At 37.3% G+C, this 16,207-nt stretch carries 23 protein-coding genes; 8 read left to right on the top strand and 15 right to left on the bottom strand.

All coding sequences use genetic code 11. From position 1 onward, the window contains the following. Positions 1–198: 198 nt before the first annotated feature. Together Q9M50_00430 and Q9M50_00435 are read left to right on the top strand one after the other, a co-directional pair. The gene (locus Q9M50_00430) at positions 199–717 is read left to right on the top strand and encodes a transposase family protein (protein ID MDQ7089105.1); all 519 of its coding nucleotides are present in this window, start codon (positions 199–201) and stop codon (positions 715–717) included. A gap of 26 nt (positions 718–743) precedes the next feature. After that, complete coding sequence (locus Q9M50_00435; GenBank protein ID MDQ7089106.1) at positions 744–1,127, top strand: transposase family protein; 384 nt, start codon at positions 744–746, stop codon at positions 1,125–1,127. Positions 1,128–1,306: 179 nt separating this feature from the next. Here Q9M50_00435 and Q9M50_00440 read toward each other — a convergent pair whose 3' ends face one another. The 6 genes from Q9M50_00440 to Q9M50_00465 form a co-directional block, all read right to left on the bottom strand. Beyond that, positions 1,307–1,900 carry a DUF6399 domain-containing protein gene (locus Q9M50_00440; GenBank protein MDQ7089107.1) on the bottom strand — a complete coding sequence of 198 codons (594 nt, stop codon included), beginning with the start codon at positions 1,898–1,900 and terminating at the stop codon, positions 1,307–1,309. A 35-nt stretch (positions 1,901–1,935) separates the two neighbouring features. Next, entirely contained in the window at positions 1,936–2,472 is a 537-nt protein-coding gene (locus Q9M50_00445) for a hypothetical protein (protein MDQ7089108.1), read from the bottom strand. A 55-nt stretch (positions 2,473–2,527) separates the two neighbouring features. Continuing rightward, a complete protein-coding gene (locus Q9M50_00450) occupies positions 2,528–2,806 on the bottom strand; it encodes a hypothetical protein (protein ID MDQ7089109.1) in 279 nt (92 codons plus the stop codon). 737 nt (positions 2,807–3,543) lie between these two features. Continuing rightward, on the bottom strand, positions 3,544–3,645 hold the full coding sequence (locus tag Q9M50_00455; GenBank protein MDQ7089110.1) for a reverse transcriptase N-terminal domain-containing protein: 102 nt from the start codon (positions 3,643–3,645) through the stop codon (positions 3,544–3,546). A gap of 275 nt (positions 3,646–3,920) precedes the next feature. After that, a complete protein-coding gene (locus Q9M50_00460; protein ID MDQ7089111.1) occupies positions 3,921–4,160 on the bottom strand; it encodes a transposase in 240 nt (79 codons plus the stop codon). Next, on the bottom strand, positions 4,157–4,342 hold the full coding sequence (locus Q9M50_00465) for a hypothetical protein (GenBank protein MDQ7089112.1): 186 nt from the start codon (positions 4,340–4,342) through the stop codon (positions 4,157–4,159). The genes Q9M50_00460 and Q9M50_00465 overlap by 4 nt, the downstream gene beginning before the upstream one ends. Positions 4,343–4,790: 448 nt before the next feature. On the opposite strand from Q9M50_00465, the gene Q9M50_00470 reads away from it, so the two are divergent. From Q9M50_00470 to Q9M50_00485, 4 genes are read left to right on the top strand one after another with little or no spacing between them, the layout of a single operon-like run. Further along, positions 4,791–5,681 (top strand): hypothetical protein, encoded by an 891-nt coding sequence (locus Q9M50_00470; protein ID MDQ7089113.1) that lies wholly within the window; start codon positions 4,791–4,793, stop codon positions 5,679–5,681. Continuing rightward, entirely contained in the window at positions 5,606–5,929 is a 324-nt protein-coding gene (locus Q9M50_00475) for a hypothetical protein (GenBank protein MDQ7089114.1), read from the top strand. Before Q9M50_00470 ends, Q9M50_00475 begins: the two co-directional genes overlap by 76 nt. 4 nt (positions 5,930–5,933) lie before the next feature. Continuing rightward, positions 5,934–6,092 (top strand): hypothetical protein, encoded by a 159-nt coding sequence (locus Q9M50_00480; GenBank protein ID MDQ7089115.1) that lies wholly within the window; start codon positions 5,934–5,936, stop codon positions 6,090–6,092. 50 nt (positions 6,093–6,142) lie between these two features. Beyond that, a complete protein-coding gene (locus tag Q9M50_00485; protein ID MDQ7089116.1) occupies positions 6,143–6,508 on the top strand; it encodes a hypothetical protein in 366 nt (121 codons plus the stop codon). A 56-nt stretch (positions 6,509–6,564) separates the two neighbouring features. On the opposite strand, the gene Q9M50_00490 is transcribed toward Q9M50_00485, so the two are convergent. Beyond that, positions 6,565–9,708, bottom strand: a complete 3,144-nt coding sequence (locus tag Q9M50_00490) for a CusA/CzcA family heavy metal efflux RND transporter (protein ID MDQ7089117.1) — start codon at positions 9,706–9,708, stop codon at positions 6,565–6,567. Positions 9,709–9,763: 55 nt separating this feature from the next. Here Q9M50_00490 and Q9M50_00495 point away from each other — a divergent pair, with 55 nt between their 5' ends. Continuing rightward, a complete protein-coding gene (locus tag Q9M50_00495) occupies positions 9,764–10,042 on the top strand; it encodes a type II toxin-antitoxin system RelE/ParE family toxin (protein MDQ7089118.1) in 279 nt (92 codons plus the stop codon). After that, positions 10,042–10,296 carry a HigA family addiction module antitoxin gene (locus Q9M50_00500; protein MDQ7089119.1) on the top strand — a complete coding sequence of 85 codons (255 nt, stop codon included), beginning with the start codon at positions 10,042–10,044 and terminating at the stop codon, positions 10,294–10,296. The genes Q9M50_00495 and Q9M50_00500 overlap by 1 nt, the downstream gene beginning before the upstream one ends. 70 nt (positions 10,297–10,366) lie before the next feature. Here Q9M50_00500 and Q9M50_00505 read toward each other — a convergent pair whose 3' ends face one another. The 8 genes from Q9M50_00505 to Q9M50_00540 form a co-directional block, all read right to left on the bottom strand. Continuing rightward, positions 10,367–10,600, bottom strand: a complete 234-nt coding sequence (locus tag Q9M50_00505) for a Fic family protein (GenBank protein MDQ7089120.1) — start codon at positions 10,598–10,600, stop codon at positions 10,367–10,369. After that, positions 10,578–10,850 carry a hypothetical protein gene (locus Q9M50_00510; protein MDQ7089121.1) on the bottom strand — a complete coding sequence of 91 codons (273 nt, stop codon included), beginning with the start codon at positions 10,848–10,850 and terminating at the stop codon, positions 10,578–10,580. Before Q9M50_00510 ends, Q9M50_00505 begins: the two co-directional genes overlap by 23 nt. 83 nt (positions 10,851–10,933) lie before the next feature. After that, entirely contained in the window at positions 10,934–11,200 is a 267-nt protein-coding gene (locus tag Q9M50_00515; GenBank protein ID MDQ7089122.1) for a type II toxin-antitoxin system PemK/MazF family toxin, read from the bottom strand. A gap of 28 nt (positions 11,201–11,228) precedes the next feature. Beyond that, positions 11,229–11,507, bottom strand: a complete 279-nt coding sequence (locus Q9M50_00520) for a hypothetical protein (protein ID MDQ7089123.1) — start codon at positions 11,505–11,507, stop codon at positions 11,229–11,231. 37 nt (positions 11,508–11,544) lie between these two features. After that, positions 11,545–12,432, bottom strand: a complete 888-nt coding sequence (locus tag Q9M50_00525; GenBank protein MDQ7089124.1) for a DUF2231 domain-containing protein — start codon at positions 12,430–12,432, stop codon at positions 11,545–11,547. Further along, positions 12,425–14,128 carry an efflux RND transporter periplasmic adaptor subunit gene (locus tag Q9M50_00530; GenBank protein ID MDQ7089125.1) on the bottom strand — a complete coding sequence of 568 codons (1,704 nt, stop codon included), beginning with the start codon at positions 14,126–14,128 and terminating at the stop codon, positions 12,425–12,427. The genes Q9M50_00525 and Q9M50_00530 overlap by 8 nt, the downstream gene beginning before the upstream one ends. Continuing rightward, a complete protein-coding gene (locus Q9M50_00535; GenBank protein MDQ7089126.1) occupies positions 14,121–15,323 on the bottom strand; it encodes a TolC family protein in 1,203 nt (400 codons plus the stop codon). The genes Q9M50_00530 and Q9M50_00535 overlap by 8 nt, the downstream gene beginning before the upstream one ends. A gap of 225 nt (positions 15,324–15,548) precedes the next feature. Continuing rightward, a complete protein-coding gene (locus Q9M50_00540) occupies positions 15,549–15,908 on the bottom strand; it encodes a hypothetical protein (protein ID MDQ7089127.1) in 360 nt (119 codons plus the stop codon). Positions 15,909–16,207: the final 299 nt, after the last annotated feature.

Raw genomic sequence — 16,207 nt, forward strand, 5'->3', positions numbered from 1 at the left:
AATGTAGGTTTACAATAAGAATACACTAATAGACTTGTTCTTCTAAATAAAATATATTAAAATCAATTGCTTATATATACTTGATAACATTCACAATCAGTTGATACAGCCTAATAAATAAACTTTAAATTAAATTATTAAAAATAATAAATAAGCTTTATAATAAATTTCTATAAAAAATAAAAATCAAAGTATAACATGAAAATAAAAGAAATTTTACCAAGAATTTATGATGATAGACAGTTAAGAGCTTTAACAGGATTAAAAACAGAACATTTTATTTTACTATTATCTCTATTTGAAAAGACCCTTATTGAAGATCAAAAAGAAAAACATGAAAATAAAGAAAGAAAATACGGTAGTGGTTTAGATAGCACATTAAAAACACCCGCAGACAAATTATTATTTATATTAAATTATATGAAGTGTTATTCTACTTTCGATCACTTAGGGTTTTCTTTTAATATGAATAAATCATGCGCTCATACTCATGTATACAAATTATTTCCAATTTTAATAAAGACGTTAGATATATTTAATGTTTTACCTGCAACAAGTTTTTCAACCCCTGAAGAAATGCAGCAGGCTTTTGGCGGAGTTCAAACATTGATAATAGATGCTACAGAGCGTGCTGTACAACGCCATAGTGACTATGAAGAACAAAATGAATTTTACAGTGGTAAAAAAAACAGCATACAATTAAAAATACCACTATAGCTTCTTTAGGTCATTTAATTTTATATATTGGGGTTAGTTTTCCAGGTAAAAATCATGATTATGGAATGTTTAAAAAAGAATTTAATCCAGAATTAAATTGGTTTAGTAATTTTAATATATTTATTGATTTAGGTTATTTGGGGTTTAATAATGAATATAAAACTAATTCGGTAAATATTCCTCATAAAAAACCAAATAAATCTAAGCATAATCCAAACCCAACATTAACTGAAAAACAAAAAAAAGAAAACAAAGAGATGAGTCGTGAAAGAGTCATTGTTGAGCATGTAATCGGTGGAATGAAAAGATATAGATGTCTAGTTGACAAGTTTAGAAATAAAAAAGAAGGTGTAAAAGATTTATTTTCTTTTTTAGCGGCTATCCTATGGAATTTTAACATGATATATTAACTTCTTCTTAAAGAACAAGTCTAATATACCAACTGAGCAATACCTTTGCCAATTTATATTTTAGCCTTATTTTGAATGTAGGTAAGAATTAGGCGAATTTCCCGATAATATTCAGGGAAGCGGTTTTGGTAAAACCTTGTCATCTTTATTCTTTATCAATACCATCATCGGCTACCAATTTAAGACGGGACATCCAGCAATTTCAAAGGGTTAGAAAACACACGCTTTCGACTATTTCTAGGAAGCGGTAACTCGCCCATTTCATTCAGTAGCCATGAAAACAAGTCTGGAAACTCGGTATCAAATAAACGCATGGCGGCGGTTGTGCCATCCTCACGTTTGATTCCGTAGTTATGAATGACCGTCAACGCGTTTAATCGCTTTTTATTCAAACCTCGCCCATTGCGATACATTTGCGATAAACAGCCATTTCGCCCTTCCACCGCAGATGAACTGCGTTGAAACTGCCTTGCCATATGCTCCGCCAATGTTAGCCATCGCTGCATTTCACTGATTGATAACTTTGCACTAAATGGGTCTGATTTGAGCTTATCAGACGCGGTTTCCCAAGCTTTTCGATAGTTTTCCTTTGACCTGCGGCTTTTAGTTTGTTCCATTTTCTGATGCCAATAAACAACGGGTAATAATGTTGTGGTCAACCAATATTCGGTATCCGCATCAAGCCCCAAATTTTGCAAGGTTTCGCGTACCCAAAGCCACCAAAAACTGATGGATACCGCTAACGGTTTTATTTGATTACGAAACTTTTTCATCACGCCTTTATGATCGTTAATCCCTTGTTTTTCCGCTATTTTTCAAAGGCTCGCGCTCTTAACTCTAGCAACTTCTCAACCTGTTCCGCATCGTTTCTACGACTATCATTGAGTGAAAAAGGATGAACTTCATCCGCAATCCCTTGTAAGTTTTCGTGATAATCTGTTTGTATTTTTTTGGCTTCTTCAAGCTCTTTTTCAGCCGTTATCCGTGTTGTTTTAAGTCCAATAATTTTCTGCATCGTTGCCGTTTTAGAAACAGTAGACTCTGCGGTTTGCGCTGCTTGCCGCTGTTTTTCAGCCCTTGCTGCACGCCTGCCGATTTTCGCGCCTAACCAGCGACTCATATCTTGTTGAGCATGAAAAATATCTGCCCCCGATTCGCACTTAAACCCCGTCACTGCCATTTTTATCAACGCCTTAGCGCGATCACTAATCGCATGATTAACCTCAATGCCTAATGATTCTAATCGTGGCGAAACCTTTTTATACCAAGTATCGTAGCACCTATCATCGCTAATATCTTCCAACAAAAGATAGCCAGAACGTAAGTCCATTAAAACTAAAATCATAAAGTTGCCGAAAAAGTCTCATCCAGCCCAGCAACAACTTTACGTGTTTGTTTTTTCACACTTTTTCGCATTCTTGCTGAAACTGCGGCAATAAGACTTCCATTTTATTGATTTGAGTCCGCAGTGCGTCGGGTGATACGCCCACATGGGTGTCAATCCGTATCATTTTAAAAAACAGCGATAAAGTCTCTGCACCTACGCCTGCCTTTAATCCAAAGACATACAAGGCGGAAAACACCATTAATCTTTGCCAAGAACTACCTGCCTCGGTTTCCCATAATGATGATTCAGGATGTCGATTTCGCTTTGTTTGCGCTTGACGATGACGATGCACACTGCTTTTTGAGCGACCAACAATTGAAGCTAAGTTACGAACAGTTTGCTTGCCTGTTGTTGTAATTTCAGCGATAATTGCGTGACTAGCTGCGCGTATTTTCTGTGTTGTTCTGTTTTTTTAGTCATTAACCTATGATACAAGAATATCGCAGTTAGTTCTTTATTTTGTCCCGTCTTAAGTTGGTAGCCCCATCATCAACATGTTATACAGCCTCTATTATTGGAATAAATCAATAATTTATCATATACATAGGTAATGAGTTTTTGCGTGGAAACCCAGATTTTTGCGAATATCTGCTGGGTTTCACTATCGATCTACCCAGCCTGCGATGATTAAAGCTTTGGTAGTCACTTCCAATAACGGCTATTTTATTCGGGGTATTTTCAGCCCATTGAGTAATTTTTGTCAGTAAGGCATTCATAAAATAATTTTTCTAATCAAGTTACTTTAAAACTTAATTAGCATAAGCCATGTCAATACAGTAATATTAATTTAACCAATTGATAAATAATTAAATAATAATATTTTGTAGTTAAAAACAAATAAAGCAATAAAGGGGTCAGATACTGTTCGCATTTGAAGGCGTTATTAAAGAGAGGTAGGCACTAATCTGACCCACGATTTTCTAATCAAGAATAATTACAGTGTCTCTACTTCTCATCCAACCGTCATTGGATAGTGCCATTTTTTTAACTAAATTGACACTGGAATCTAAGATACAAGTGTTAATTAAATTACACACCTGTGGTTTTCTTGCCTAGATTTTCTGTCACTCGCCTGACAGCAAGCAGGCGACCACTTACAGAGTGACTGAGCAAGCGTTGCAAGTTTTTCACCCGCCGTCACTTACCCTGTTTAACGGTCTTCACAATACGCGCTTGAAGTTTACGCACATAACGATTCGCCCGCGTCCAATTGAACCCGCAAATAAAGGAGTCAGAACGGTCTTCACGACGGGAAATTTCAGCTGGAATATCAAAATTTTCTATTTTCAGTTTCAGCCCGTTTAAGCAAAGTTTTTACTTCTTCTTTTAATTGTGTTTCCAGTTTGCAGGCATATTTCCAGCTCATTGCCTTATGTTTACTGGCATTGGCTTTAATTTTAGTCCCATCAATTATAAATATCGCCCAATTTAAAAATCTTCATGTTATGAGCAATTTGCAACAGCATTACAAACAATTCGCCCAGCTCAGATAAAAACCGCTTCCGAAAAGTATTGATGCTATCGTGGTCAGGATGCAAGCCAGAAGCAATATACAATACGGGAATTAACTCATAGATTGCTCTTTCTATTTTACGACTGGAAAATATGCCCTTGGCATAGCAATAAAAGAGTAAAGCTAACATCATTTTCGGCGGATACCCCCCTTACTTCCTCCACGTTTATAAGCATTTTCGATCACACGGGTATCCAATTGCTCAACGACATCAACTATAAAAATAGCTAAATCGTCATCCTTTAACCATTCCACTAAATTATCAGGTAAGACAATTGGCTCGCCTCTATCTATTTTTATGAATTTGTGACTCATTTTAAGGCAATCTTAATTTTAAGTATATTAGCTATAAATTGTAGCAGAAAGACTAAAAGTCCGACAAACGCCCAGGATAGGGTGATAAGATGAATCTAAGTGAATCGTTGTAATCACCGTCATCAAAATGAGGCGGTACGTTTGAACTAAATGGGAAAGGTTAAAAAATGAATAGTCTATCTGCGAAACAAAGTAAGTCTGATTATCTCTTTATGGTGTGAAGTAAATTTTCCACAAGACTTTATTGATGGCTAAGCGGATAGGAATATTGGTAATGTTAGATTATTAAATAGGAACGGGGGGTTGAAGGCAGGTTCTATTTATTTTTTAATAATGAATTTATCGGGCTTATATGAAAACTTGGTATCTACTTTAAATCTCAGGGTAAAGATAAAATTTCTAAAATAGATTTGACAACATATCATAAAAGAACGAACATTTACATACTTTGAATATCCACGACCTACAGGCTGAAACTAACGCCATTTATCAAGAAATCGCTCAAATTGAAAGTAGCGAAGCGCAGGATATTGTCAAAAAAATATTCAATCTTATTGAACGCTTAGCCAGTGATAAATTGTCTTTAGAAACTGAATTACAGCAACTTCGTGACGAGGTTAATCGCTTGAAAGGTGAGCAGGGAAAGCCTGATATCAAACCCAATAAAAATAATAAGAGTGATGATATTTCATCCGAAGACGAACGTAAAAAAGCACAAGTTGACGCGCAAAAAGAAACTAATAACGACACTGAAAATACGGACTCGGATAAGAAAAAACGCCGCCGTAAACCCAAGATCCCACGAGTTAAAATCGACCAAACGCTAAAATGCCTACTCGACAAAACTGGCTTGCCTAGCGACTTAGTATCTAAAGGCTTTGCGGAAGTGGTGATTCAAGACATTGTCATCAAAACCAATAATATTAAGTATCTCCGTGAGATTTTTTATTCACCTTCTGAAAATAAGTATTACCGCGCCCAATTGCCTGAAGGCGTTCGAGGTCAGGGCGAATTTGGTATTGGAATTCGTAGCTTGATTCCCATGCTTAAGATGATGGGCGTGACCGAAAAACCCATGGTCGGTTTTTTGAAAATATTGGCATTGTGGTGTCGCCGACTTATGTTTCTCAGCAATGGACAGGCGGTTATGACTGGGCGCATCAGGAAAAAAGCGAGCTTTATCGCAGCGGCATTCTCAACAGTGATTATGGACAGATTGATGATACCAGTGCGCGAGTCAATGGTGATAACCACTATTGTCAGGTGGTCTGCAACGACTTGTTTACCGCTTATTTCACCACTAAAAACAAAGACCGTTTATCGGTTCTGGACGTGCTGACCGACTATGCGCCACGCCATTATATCTACAATCAACAAGCTCAATCCTTGCTTGACGAGTTCAAGTTAGCTGATAAAGCGCGGGCAAAAGTTGATGCTCAAATACCTGTCAATACAGTGATGAATGAAGCGCAATTTAAGTTGCACTTAGCGATCTTAAATACGCTTAGGCGTAAGACAGGCAACGCATGTCACCGAAGCTTGCGCCATTGTCTATTATCAGCAACAAACGGATTTTCCTGTTATTGAAACCTTGCTTGCAGACGATGCGCCGCAATTCAAATTACTGACGGAACATTTGGGGTTATGCTGGGTTCACGATGCTCGCCACTACAAAAAACTCCGTCCAATTCTGGAAATACATCAGCAAGCATTAGCCGATTTTCGAGGGGCACTATTGGGAGTATTATAAGGAGTTGCTTAACTATCAAAAAAAATCCCTGCCCCGATAAAAAGGCATGGTTGTTAACGCGATTTGATGAATTGTTTGCAACCACAAGCGATTATGAAGACCTCAATGATCGCATCGCCAAAACACTGGCGAAAAAGACCGAATTATTGCGAGTTTTGGAACTTCCGAAATTACCATTACATAACAATGCAGCCGAACTCGGCGCAAGAAGACAAGCGCGTGCGCGAGACATAAGCTTCCAGACTCGAAATGAGAAAGGCACGAAAATCAAAGACAGTTTTATGAGTCTTGCTGAAACGGCTAAAAAACTAGCCGTGAGTTTTTATGATTATGTTTATGACCGAGTTAGTGGTGAATTCAAAATGCCGTCTATGGCGAATCTTATCGCTCAAAAAGCGCAAAGTTTGCAGGTCTGATATTTGTTTTACCCTGAAATTTAAAGTGGATACTAAATAACTATATAACTATATAGTTACTTCTGTAAACCATTTTCCTGTTGTTGCAAAACAAAGCTATAAATAACAGGAAACACCAATAAGCTCAATAATAACACCGTAACCATTCCGCCTAGAACAGGGGCAGCAATACGTTGTGCCACATCTGCTCCTGTGCCTGTACTCCACATAATAGGAATTAACCCTGCCATGGTTGAAACAGCAGTAATGACTACGGGACGCACTCTTAACGCGGTTGCTGTTTCCACAGCTTGACTAATTTCATCGGCTGATAAACTCCGTTGTTTTTGTCGGCGTAAGGCAGCAATTTCTATATCTATAAAATTTAGTACCATCACTCCCGTTTCTGCTGCTGTCCCTGCTAAGGCAATAAAACCGACATAAACCGCAACGGATAAATTGAAATCGTAAGCATAAGTAATCCAAATGCCACCAATAAGTCCAAATGGCACGGTCAGCATCACAATCAAAGGCTCAGTTACATTGTGAAAGGTAAAATAAAGTAATAAAAAAATCGCTAATAAAGTGATTGGCACGACTATTTTTAAACGTGCCGCTGCACGTTCCATATATTCAAATTGTCCTGACCAATTAATCGTATAACCTGCGGGCAGTTTGATTTTTTCTTTGACTAATTGTCTGGCTTTTTTTACAAAACCTCCTATGTCCGAGGTGGTAATATCCACATAAATCCACGCATTGGGTCTGGAATCTTCACTTTTTATTGAGGGTGCGCCGCGTGTGAGTTTTAATTCAGCGACTAATGCCATTGGAATTTGACTGCCATTTGGCGTAGAAATTAATACACGTTTCAACTGTTCAAGATTATCACGTAATTCTCGTGGATAACGCAGATTAACAGGATAACGCTCTAAGCCTTCTACGGTTTCTGTGATATTCATTCCCCCAATAGCAGTTTGAATCACATCTTGAATATCGCCGACGGTCAATCCATAACGAGATGCTTTTTCACGATCTATATCAAAATCTAAAAAATACCCCCCCATTGCTCTATCCGCAAAAGCTGATAAGGTTTCTGGCATGGTTTTCATCACCTGTTCAATTTCTTTAGCCAGTGATTCTAAAACCTTTAAATCCGCGCCACCAACCTTGATACCCACGGGCGTTTTAATCCCTGTTGATAACATATCCAAGCGGTTTTTAATCGGCATCGTCCACGCATTAGTCAACCCAGGTAATTGAGTTGCCTTATCCATTTCATTCATTAATTCTTTCATGGTTTTTTTAGGATTAGGCCATAAATCCCGTGACTTTAATGAGAGTGTGGTTTCCATCATCGCTAAGGGAGCTGGATCAGTCGCGGTTTCTGCACGTCCTATTTTACCAAACACGCGCTCAACTTCAGGAAAGGTTTTTAAAATTTTATCGGTTTGTTGTAATAATTCTTTTGCTTTAGTAATTGAAATTCCTGGAAACGAACTCGGCATGTATAAAATATCGCCTTCGTCTAAGGGCGGCATAAACTCACTACCGACTTTAGATAAAGGATAATAGCTTGAGGCTAATAATAAAAGTGCAAGCAATAAAGTCACGCTACGAAAACGCATCGCTACTTTTAAAATTGGCGTGTGTAAAAAATGTAACAACCGATTAGCAGGGTTTTTATGTTCTGGAATAATTTTACCGCGTATAAAATAGCCCATTAATACAGGAACTAAGGTCACGGTTAAAATAGCTGCCGCGCCCATCGCATACGATTTTGTAAACGCAAGCGGACTAAATAACCGCCCTTCTTGTGCCTGCATGGTAAAAATAGGCACAAAAGAAACGGTAATAATTAATAAGGAGAAAAATAACGCAGGTCCAACTTCTTGTGAGGATTTACGAATGACTTCCCAGCGTTCATCTGAAGTTAATTCTGCTTTTTTCTTTTCAACTGCGTCGGCTAAATGTTTATGGGCATTTTCAACCATTACAATTGCCCCATCGACCATATCGCCAATCGCAATCGCAATCCCCCCTAAGGACATGATATTGGCATTTAAACCTTGCCAACGCATTAAGATAAAGGCGATTAAAATCCCCAAAGGTAGGCTAATAACAATCACTAAGGATGAGCGGATATGTAATAAAAACAACGCGACAATAATACTAACAATAACTAGTTCTTGTACTAAAGCGGTATTCAAGGTATCGACTGCGCGGGTAATTAAATTACCTCGATCATAAACAGGAATAATTTCTACGCCTTTAGGCAAGCCCCGTTTTAATTCTTCTAGTTTTTCTTTAACGGCATTAATCGTTGCTTGGGCGTTTTCACCAAAACGCATAATAATAACCCCTCCTACGACTTCACCTATCCCGTCTAATTCAGCGACTCCTCGACGTAATTCTGCGCCTAAATGGACATGAGCAACATCTTGCAACCGTATCGGTGTGCCATTTTCATTCACGCCTAAAGGGATCTGATTCAAATCATCTAACGATTTAATATAACCCAGTCCACGCACCATGTATTCGGTTTCTGCCATTTCAATTAAACGTCCACCAACATCATTATTTGAGCGTTGAATAGCGCGTTTAACTTTAGATAACGGAATGTTAAAGGCTAATAAGGCGTTAGGGTCAACTTCGACTTGATATTGTTTGACATAACCGCCAATTGAAGCCACTTCTGCGACTCCGTTGACGGTTTGCAAGGGATAACGCAAATACCAATCTTGTAAAGAGCGTAATTGGGCTAAATCATGTTGTCCCGTTTTATCAACTAGAGCATACTCATACACCCAACCCACCCCTGTGGCATCTGGACCTAACGTGGGGGTAATCCCCTCTGGCAGTCGGTCACTGACATAATTCAAAGATTCCAAAACCCGCGAACGCGCCCAATACATATCGGTATCATCTTCAAAAATAATATAGACAAAGGAGAAGCCAAAAAAGGAATAACCCCGTACTGTTTTAGATTTCGGAACAGATAACATTGCGGTGGTTAAAGGGTAAGTAATTTGGTCTTCAATTACTTGCGGAGATTGCCCCGCATATTTGGTAAAGACAATCACTTGCACATCGGATAAATCGGGGATGGCATCTAAAGGCATATTTTTAAAAGACCATAAGCCGCCTAATCCGAATAATAAGGCGGCAAGTAAGACAATAAAACGGTTTTTAATGGCGTTATTGATAAGAGAGTTAATCATGTTTATCCTATTTTTATCTTGCTACATAGTGGTAACTTAACTAAAATTTATCAGTATGATAAAAAGTTTTCTACATAAAGGGTTAGAACGGTTTTACCAATCTGGTAATTCATCGGGCATTCAAAATCAGCATAGTAAAAGATTACAGCTGATTCTTTCTAACTTAGACCAAGCAGAAACCCCAGAGGACATGAATCTACCAGGACTTGGGCTACATAAATTAAAAGGGAATCGGCAAAATATTTGGTCTATCAAAGTCAGTGGAAATTGGCGTGTCACTTTTCGTCATGTTAATCAAGATGTTGAAATTGTAAATTATGAGGACTATCACTAATGGTTATGTATAATCCAGCCCATCCAGGTGAAATTTTAAAAGAGCTTGTTATTGAATCGTTAGCGTTATCAATCACAGATGCCGCAGAACATTTAGACGTTAGCCCTAAAGTGTTAACAAAAATCTTAAATGGAAAAATCAATATAAGTCCTGAAATGGCTTTACGATTAGAGCTGGTTTTTCATAAACCCTCGGCTAATCATTGGTTACGACTGCAAACGGCTTATGATTTATGGCACGCTCGTCAACATTAAGAAAATTTACACGTTATGCCTTATCAAGCGGCTTAAATCTTAGCTAATCTGTAATCATTTATTAATCCATTTACTGTCTATTTAAAATACTAATCACGACTTGCTTAATGGTTTCTTTTTCTTCAGGTTTACTTTCTGCAATTAACAATGTCAGTGAAGCAAGCGTGTGACCACTTACTATTGACTGATGATTTGGGTTGTACAATAATTTATTTTTTTCTAAAAAATATAAAAAACAAGCGGCTGCAATACGTTTATTGCCATCAACAAAAGAATGATTTTTAACAATAAGATAAAGTAACATCGCCGCCTTTTCTTCTATCGACTTGATAACTTTTATTATCCGCCGCAGTTGTCGCAAATTTTGCGACAACTGCGGTTTTTTCAAGCTCACTTTCTTTAAAAATGTTGTTAATATGCTTACCAATTGTTTTTATATCTCTATCAAATAAAGCAGCAAGTTGTTGACGATTAAGCCATACCGTTTCTTTTTCAAACGCTACTTCAACTTCTACTTGATTATCAACTGTTTGATAAATAATTATTTTTTCCATTTTAAAAATTCCTAATTTTTGATTATGGGCATTGTACGTTCTTTGTGATTCATCATTTCTATATCAAACGGCTTAAATCTTAGCTAATTTGTAATCACTTTAATCAAGGCTTTTACTTTATCAATACTGGCTTGTGAAACGCGCTCAATAAATTCGGCTTCATGTTCTGAAAAATCTAATGATTTAAGTTGATGGATTAAAATGGCACCTTTAGTCTCAAGTTTTTCTTCTAAAACAATCTCCAGCATAATGCCACGAACCCGACTACTGATTGGCGCAACTAAAGCTAAACCTGTATGTTCATTGAATATTTTTCTGGAAATAACATAAGCAGGACGGCGTTTAATCATTTTTATTCAATGTCATTTAGTTCAAACGTTAATGGCTATGTCCCTTTGAAGGCTTAGGTGTTTTAAGGTTATTTACTTTGCCATCGCGTCGAATATAAATAAAATTTCCATTAACTAATTCCAACATAACGCCTTTTTCTATGCTTACAATTTTTCCTGTTTTATCAATAATTTTTATTACTTGCTCATTTTCTATAAAAACACTTGAGCCATCTTTTAATTTTAAAGGTTTATTTTCCCTTGTAATCGTTGCACAGGATGTCATAACAAAGAGTAAAAATATTAATGAGATTAATTTTATTTTCATAGGGTTCGCCAGATTAAATTTAGAATTAAAGAGAGTCTTAATGTTGATGGTCATGAGTTTTTTCACTAGAATTATCAGCTTTAGAAACAGCGTCTATATTTTGAGAATCATGTTCGTGAGCATCATTTTTTATGGGTTGCTCTTTAGTCTTCTCCTCAACGGCTTCATGACTATGATTATGCTTTTCAATATTTTTTTCACTATCAGAAGAGACTGATTCGGTTTTAGGTGCTATTTCTGTTTTTTGAGGGTCATTCTCTTTTATTAGTTGACTTTCAGCCGATTTATTAGGGTTTCCTTCATGGCTATGATTATGTCCGTCAATGTTTTCTTCATCACCATGAGAAGAGACTGATTCTGTTTCAGGCGCTATTTCTTCTTTTTGAGGGTCATGCTGATGGGCATTCTCTTCTGCCGATTCATTAGGACTTCCTTCATGACTATGATTATGTCCATCTGCCCCTTCTTCAACCTTGGGTAAAGAGATAACGCCTAAGCCATAACGATAAACAGCTTCCGCGCCTAACCATGCCGTGGTCATGAGCATAAGTCCTGCAATCATTGAGAAGGTTAAAAACAAAAAGCTAGGCTGGCGTTCTTTTTTTGCCAATAGTATTGCCCAAACGCCCAACAGTAAGAAAACAGTAGCTGTGGGTAACGCCCAATTTCTATGCAATGTCATTGCCGCATGAGAAGCACTATCATGAGCAACACTATTATAGGAAAACCAACCTGCTATCGCCGTCCCTATGGTCAATAAACAGCCACTCCATAACGACCAATTTGCCATGTTCAACCATTGCTGTTGCCAGTGATATTTGTTCGATAATAATTTGGCTGCAAAATAAAATAGGATAGAAATACTTAATAAAGCCACCGTGAAGTGAACAAAAATAGGATGCCAATTAGGGATGATTTCAATCATGAGTATTCTCCATATTGTGTTGGTTGTTTTGGTTGTGTTGGTTGTTTTGTTTATTAGTGGGCATTGTATGCTTTTCGTGATTCATCATATCCATGTCCATTTTATGCTCAGGTTTTTTAGACTTCATATCCATATCCATATCCATATCCATATCCATATCCATTTTATGCTCAGGTTTTTTAGACTTCATATCCATATCCATATCCATATCCATATCCATTTTATGCTCAGGTTTTTTAGACTTCATATCCATGTCCATGTCCATTTTATGCTCAGGTTTTTTAGACTTCATATCCATATCCATGTCCATTTTATGCTCAGGTTTTTCAGACTTCATATCCATATCCATGTCCATTTTATGCTCAGGTTTTTCAGACTTCATATCCATATCCATGTCCATGTCCATGTCCATGTCCATTTTATGCTCAGGTTTTTTAGTTTTCATTTTCAGCATTTTAGCGGTGGCTTCGCGTAATTTAGACTCAGAATCAATGAGAAATTGTGCTGAAGTCACTACTTTTTCTCCCAGTTCTAAACCTTCTAACACTTCAACCTTATCACCTGAAGTCAAACCTAACACCACTAGACGTGGCTCAAATTTACCTTTAGCTCTGACCACAAAAACTTGATTGCGCGTTCCCGAACGAATCACCGCTTCGGCTGGAATCACTAGACTATTTAAGCGTTTGTCGGCTTTAATAGTTAATTCAGCAAACATATTCGGCTTTAACAATAAATCAGGATTATCAAAAGCCAAACGAACTTTAATGGTGCGGGTTTTTGCATTCGCATACGGATAAATATAAGTCAGCTTCCCTGTAAATATTCGTCCTGGAATACCTACGAGTTGCATTTCTACTAAATCCCCTTGTTTAACCCACGGCAATTCATATTCATAAATATCGGCATAAACCCAAACCGTACTTAAATCGGCAATCATATAAATTTCAGTAGCAGGGGTGACATATTGTCCTTCTCTTGCGCCAATTTTCATCACAATCCCTTTTTCTGGACTATGAATATGCAAGCTTTTTTTAATTTTTTGACTGTGTTCAAGTTGACGTAATTGATGCGGTGGCACATCCAATAACTTTAAACGCTGTTTAGAACTCTCGACTAAAGCCTCTGCACCCTGACGAATTTCAGCAATAGGGCTATTTTGCAAAATTTTTAAATTATTGAGGGCTAAAATATATTCTTGCTGACTGGTGACTAATTGCGGTGAATAAATACTAAGGAGGCGTGAATTTTTTGCAACCTGTTGTCCTGTTTTATCCACATACATTTTCTCTATCCAGCCTTCAGTTTTTGGATGTAAATGCACCATCTGTTCTTCGTTATAATCAATGCGCCCAACCGCTCGTACATGACGGGTTAAATTTTCGCGGGTAACTTTCCCAGTACGTACACCGATATTTTGTTCAACCACTGCATCTATAGTGACTGTTCCCATTTTTTCTTGGGGTTTATCCGCTTCGGCATAAACAGGAACATAAGCCATTCCCATTGAATCTTTAGCAGGGACAGGGGAGGTGACATCTGGGTTCATAGGGTGGCGATAAAATAACGGTTTTTTAACCACTTCGGAGGGGGGTTGATTTAAAACCATTTTTGCTTGCCAAAAATATGACAATCCAAAACCTGCATTCAAACCGATAAAGAGCGTTATTACACTGATAAAAATTAACTTATTCATAAAAATTCTCCTTCCCAACGACGGCATTTAATCGTGCTAAAGCTTGATGAGCTTCCATAAAACTATGCCAATATTCCATTTCATAATTAAATAAAGTGATTTCACTGCGAATTAAGTTTAAAAAATCGACTTTATTTACCTGATAACCTGAGAGCATTGAAGCCACCGTTTGCCGTGCTTGCGGAATAATCCCTGTTTCAAACAAGCTGATTTGCTGAGTGCTACGTTGATAATCACTATAAGCGATTGAAATTTGTTTGCGGACTTGATTCCATAAATCTTGCAACGCATATACGCTCTGCCTCACCTCAGCTTTACGTTGTTGTATTGCCTTGTTTTGTTTTCTTTCTGCAAAAATAGGGACAGTGACACTGAGTTTCATACTAAAAAAATCATCTCGTCTATTACCTGCCAAAGTATCATCACGCCCCCCATAGAAAGCTCCAATTTTAAAGTCAGGATAAATATCTTCTTCAGCTAAGTCTAAACGCGATTTTGCTACTTTAATCTGTTGCTGACCTGCGGCTAATGCGGCTCGAAACTTTTGGGCTTGTTGATAAAGGTTATCTTCAGGTAAGAGTTTTTTAAATTCAGCAACTACCGTATTAGGTAAGGTTATTTCTTGATTTGCCGCTTGATTTAATAAGGCATTTAACCCAGCTACGGCATTTTTACGTTGACCTTGCCATGTTAGTTTCTGGTCTAACAATTTAGATAATTCCAATTGTGCCAACAAGACATCTTGCTGCAGACCTTGACCGACTTCATATTTAGTTCTAGCAACTTCAACAAACTGCCGCAAAAGTGCTTGAGTGCTATCAATAATAGTGAGTACACGGTCAACATAAAAAATTAACCACCATTGCTGTTTAACATCGCTGACTAATTGCAAACGCGCTTCCTGTAAATTTTCCACAACCACTTTTCTTTCATCCGTCGCCACTTGTTCTCGTAAGGCTAACTTAGTGGGAAAAGGAATTTTTTGACTAAACCCAAACTGCATTTGTGTCATATTTTCTTGACCTAAATCAAAACTATCGACAGGTAAATTTAAAGCATTAAAACTGATTTCAGGGTCAGGCAAAGCCCCGCGTTGCGGAATAATCGCTTGCATCGCCTGTAAACGAGCGTTGATTTGAGCTAAATTGGGATTATCACTTAATGCGATTTGGGGTGCTGATTCTAAAGTCAGCAAAGTTTCTGCTTTAAGCGGGTGCATAAAACAAAAACAGACTATCAATAAAGAGTGTCTATAAAGAACTAACATAATGTTTCATATATTTACCAGAAATAAGTCATTTCTAGTATTTTAAAATGAAAGGTAGGCACGTTTAGAGGCGGCATGACATAGCTCACAGCCATTTTGAACGTACTTTTCCTATGGAAATGACGTTTAAGTTAAGCCAGTTTAAACAGGATGTTAGCTAATGGGGGGTCTAAGCTCAGGTGAGTGAGAAAAAGAGTTTAGTAAAGCATTCTCAGAATGAGAATAAACAGAAGCCACCGTTATCGAATAAAGGCGGTAATAATTAGGATAATAATGGACACTACATAAATGAAAACTGCAATGTGTCATGGAATGACAGTGTTGCATTTTGCTCTTTGAGTGTTTTTGCAAGGGTGAATGAATCGCTTGCTGATTTGACTCAAAAGAAGTAGTCATTGTCATTAATGGCTTTTCAGTGTTTAAATTTTTATTTGTACACGGATTAAACGTTGCCATAACAGGCATCGTTACCATGATAAAAATAAGAATAAAACAGCCGAAAAATTTAAACATTAAATATTTTTAAAAGTTAGTGAACAGTTTTAATTATTTCATAAACAAAATTTTATAGCAATAGTTAACTGCAAGAAAGGGTCACAAGAAAGGGTCAAGTCTTGCATTTTGCATACTTGAAAATTTAGTTTATACTGAATTAAAGGTGTCTGACTCCTTAATTTTGCAAAATGCAAGACTTGACCCTTTCTTTTGTTCTTGTTTGCTTTCTTTGTTTCTTTCTTTCTTTGTGTTGACCCTTTCTTTTGTAAATGTTCAACAATACTTTATCCAATGATTTCACTAGGCTTTGGATGTAC

Source organism: Methylococcales bacterium (genome assembly GCA_030949405.1).
Taxonomy (GTDB): Bacteria; Pseudomonadota; Gammaproteobacteria; order Methylococcales; family Methylomonadaceae; genus WTBX01.

Excerpts from the sequence above, each read along its gene's own strand:
- Q9M50_00495 (MDQ7089118.1), top strand. The coding sequence starts at position 9,764 with ATGATAAAAAGTTTTCTACATAAAGGGTTAGAACGGTTTTACCAATCT.
- Q9M50_00465 (MDQ7089112.1), bottom strand. The coding sequence starts at position 4,342 with ATGAGTCACAAATTCATAAAAATAGATAGAGGCGAGCCAATTGTCTTA.
- Q9M50_00510 (MDQ7089121.1), bottom strand. The coding sequence starts at position 10,850 with ATGGAAAAAATAATTATTTATCAAACAGTTGATAATCAAGTAGAAGTT.
- Q9M50_00445 (MDQ7089108.1), bottom strand. The coding sequence starts at position 2,472 with ATGATTTTAGTTTTAATGGACTTACGTTCTGGCTATCTTTTGTTGGAA.
- Q9M50_00525 (MDQ7089124.1), bottom strand. The coding sequence starts at position 12,432 with ATGATTGAAATCATCCCTAATTGGCATCCTATTTTTGTTCACTTCACG.
- Q9M50_00440 (MDQ7089107.1), bottom strand. The coding sequence starts at position 1,900 with ATGAAAAAGTTTCGTAATCAAATAAAACCGTTAGCGGTATCCATCAGT.
- Q9M50_00500 (MDQ7089119.1), top strand. The coding sequence starts at position 10,042 with ATGGTTATGTATAATCCAGCCCATCCAGGTGAAATTTTAAAAGAGCTT.
- Q9M50_00520 (MDQ7089123.1), bottom strand. The coding sequence starts at position 11,507 with ATGAAAATAAAATTAATCTCATTAATATTTTTACTCTTTGTTATGACA.
- Q9M50_00540 (MDQ7089127.1), bottom strand. The coding sequence starts at position 15,908 with ATGTTTAAATTTTTCGGCTGTTTTATTCTTATTTTTATCATGGTAACG.
- Q9M50_00430 (MDQ7089105.1), top strand. The coding sequence starts at position 199 with ATGAAAATAAAAGAAATTTTACCAAGAATTTATGATGATAGACAGTTA.
- Q9M50_00490 (MDQ7089117.1), bottom strand. The coding sequence starts at position 9,708 with ATGATTAACTCTCTTATCAATAACGCCATTAAAAACCGTTTTATTGTC.
- Q9M50_00460 (MDQ7089111.1), bottom strand. The coding sequence starts at position 4,160 with ATGATGTTAGCTTTACTCTTTTATTGCTATGCCAAGGGCATATTTTCC.
- Q9M50_00515 (MDQ7089122.1), bottom strand. The coding sequence starts at position 11,200 with ATGATTAAACGCCGTCCTGCTTATGTTATTTCCAGAAAAATATTCAAT.
- Q9M50_00530 (MDQ7089125.1), bottom strand. The coding sequence starts at position 14,128 with ATGAATAAGTTAATTTTTATCAGTGTAATAACGCTCTTTATCGGTTTG.
- Q9M50_00505 (MDQ7089120.1), bottom strand. The coding sequence starts at position 10,600 with ATGTTACTTTATCTTATTGTTAAAAATCATTCTTTTGTTGATGGCAAT.